Source organism: Salipiger sp. HF18 (assembly GCF_011806505.1).
GTDB classification, from domain to species: Bacteria; Pseudomonadota; Alphaproteobacteria; order Rhodobacterales; family Rhodobacteraceae; genus Salipiger; species Salipiger thiooxidans.
The window spans coordinates 1-1,938 of sequence record NZ_JAATOS010000642.1 but is presented as its reverse complement, the minus strand read 5'-3'; the positions used below and the strand labels follow the sequence as shown (position 1 = coordinate 1,938).

Sequence of the window (1,938 nt, the reverse complement as noted above, 5' to 3'; positions counted from 1 at the left end):
TCATGCTCTTCGGCGAGCCCACCTCGGCGCTCGATCCCGAGATGATCAAGGAGGTGCTCGACACCATGGTATCGCTCGCCGAGGAAGGCATGACCATGATCTGCGTGACCCACGAGATGGGCTTCGCGCAGGCGGTGGCCAACCGGGTGATCTTCATGGACGCAGGCCAGATCGTCGAACAGAACGAGCCCAAGGAGTTCTTCAACAATCCGCAGCACGAGCGGACGAAGCTGTTCCTCAGCCAGATCCTCGGCCACTGAGCCCACTGCCCGTCGTTGCAGCTCGACACAGCAAGGGCCCGCCATCCCGGCGGGCCCTTTTTTCGCGCGCTGAAGCGGTCTCTTGACCGAGACGGGATCGCCCCACCCCGCCGCGTCAACGCAAAGAAAAACGCCCCGGAGAGGCTCTCCGGGGCGTTTTCCTGTCATGGTCAGAGCTGGCTTCAGCCGCGCTCTTCGATGATCTCGACGAGGTGCGGGATCTTGGCAACCATGCCGCGCACGGCGGGGGTGTCCTCGAGCTCGCGGGTCTTGTGCATCTTGTTCAGGCCCAGGCCGATCAGCGTCTTGCGCTGGACTTCGGGGCGACGGATCGGCGAGCCGATCTGCTTGACAACAATGGTCTTAGCCATGGATCTCAGGCCTCCTCAGCGACTTGGGTCGACTCGGCCGCAGCGTCTTCACGCTTGGGCAGGATGTCGGCCACTTTCTTGCCGCGGCGCTGTGCGACGTTGCGCGGCGACTGCTCGCGCCCGAGGCCGGCCAGCGTGGCGCGGATCATGTTGTAGGGGTTCTGCGAACCGATCGACTTGGCGACCACGTCGTGCACGCCCAGCATCTCGAACACGGCACGCATCGGACCACCGGCGATGATACCGGTACCTTGCGGTGCGGTGCGCATCACGACCCGGCCAGCGCCGTGGCGGCCTTCGATATCGTGGTGCAGGGTGCGGCCTTCGCGCAGCGGCACGCGGATCATCTTGCGCTTCGCCTGCTCGGTGGCCTTGCGGATGGCCTCGGGGACCTCCTTGGCCTTGCCCTTGCCAAAGCCGACGCGGCCCTTCTGGTCGCCCACAACCACGAGTGCTGCGAAGCCGAAACGCTTGCCGCCCTTCACGGTCTTGGACACACGGTTGATCGCGACAAGGCGATCGGCGAATTCGGGTGCGGCGTCCTCGCGGTCGCGGCGACCACGGCCTTCCCGGCGGTTATCACGTTCTGCCATCTGGCATTCCTTCTGTTCAGGGTCGGCGCGCGGCTCAACGCGTTGCACCGGATGGTGTCGATCCTTGGTGAGCCCCTGCGATAAGCGAAGGGTCCCGGATCATCGAGGCGTTGCCGCCTACAGGAAAGCGGGGCGACAGGGCCGCCCCGCGTTTCGATCGCCAGGTGAGCGTCAGGCGCCCACCCTGCGGATCAGATCTTCAGACCTGCTTCGCGGGCGGCGTCGGCCAGAGCCTTCACACGACCGTGGAACAGGAAACCGCCGCGGTCGAAGTAGGCTTCTTCCACACCGGCTGCCTTTGCGCGCTCGGCAATCGCGGCGCCCACCTTCGCGGCGGCCTCCACGTTGCCCTTGCCGACGACGCCCAGATCCTTCTCGAGCGAGGAGGCCGAGGCCAGGGTCACGCCCTGCACGTCGTCGATCAGCTGCACGCTGATGTTCTTGTTCGAACGGTGCACCGAAAGCCGCACGCGGCCTGCGTTCACCTTGCGAAGCTTGTTCCGGACGCGCAGGCGGCGCTTGAGGAACAGTTCCCGTTTGCTGAGTGCCATTGTCTGCGTCCTTACTTCTTCTTGCCTTCCTTGGCGAAGATGTATTCGCCCTTATAGCGAATACCCTTGCCTTTGTAGGGCTCGGGGCGGCGCCAGTCGCGAATGTTCGCGGCAACCTGGCCAACCTGCTGGATGTCGTGACCTTCCACAACGATCTCCGTCG

At 64.7% G+C, this 1,938-nt stretch carries 4 protein-coding genes and 1 pseudogene; 1 reads left to right on the top strand and 4 read right to left on the bottom strand.

Translation table 11 applies throughout. From position 1 onward, the window contains the following. Positions 1-260, top strand: a pseudogene (locus HC022_RS25305) (amino acid ABC transporter ATP-binding protein); the annotation flags it as partial. 182 nt (positions 261-442) lie between these two features. Here HC022_RS25305 and rpmD read toward each other — a convergent pair. The 4 genes from rpmD to rplF all read right to left on the bottom strand — a co-directional run. Further along, positions 443-631: a 50S ribosomal protein L30 gene (rpmD, locus tag HC022_RS25300; RefSeq protein ID WP_008885932.1), complete on the bottom strand. Its 189-nt coding sequence runs from the start codon at positions 629-631 to the stop codon at positions 443-445. Positions 632-636: 5 nt separating this feature from the next. Beyond that, entirely contained in the window at positions 637-1,224 is a 588-nt protein-coding gene (rpsE, locus tag HC022_RS25295) for a 30S ribosomal protein S5 (RefSeq protein ID WP_008883567.1), read from the bottom strand. Positions 1,225-1,415: 191 nt separating this feature from the next. After that, a complete protein-coding gene (gene rplR / locus HC022_RS25290) occupies positions 1,416-1,775 on the bottom strand; it encodes a 50S ribosomal protein L18 (RefSeq protein WP_008884989.1) in 360 nt (119 codons plus the stop codon). Positions 1,776-1,786: 11 nt separating this feature from the next. Next, positions 1,787-1,938 (bottom strand): 50S ribosomal protein L6 (gene rplF, locus HC022_RS25285; RefSeq protein WP_167454228.1); only part of this gene is annotated, 152 nt, incomplete at its 5' end.

What these genes read in the sequence shown, in the direction of transcription:
- rpmD (WP_008885932.1), bottom strand. Translation starts at nt 631, where the DNA reads ATGGCTAAGACCATTGTTGTCAAGCAGATCGGCTCGCCGATCCGTCGC.
- rpsE (WP_008883567.1), bottom strand. Translation starts at nt 1,224, where the DNA reads ATGGCAGAACGTGATAACCGCCGGGAAGGCCGTGGTCGCCGCGACCGC.
- rplR (WP_008884989.1), bottom strand. Translation starts at nt 1,775, where the DNA reads ATGGCACTCAGCAAACGGGAACTGTTCCTCAAGCGCCGCCTGCGCGTC.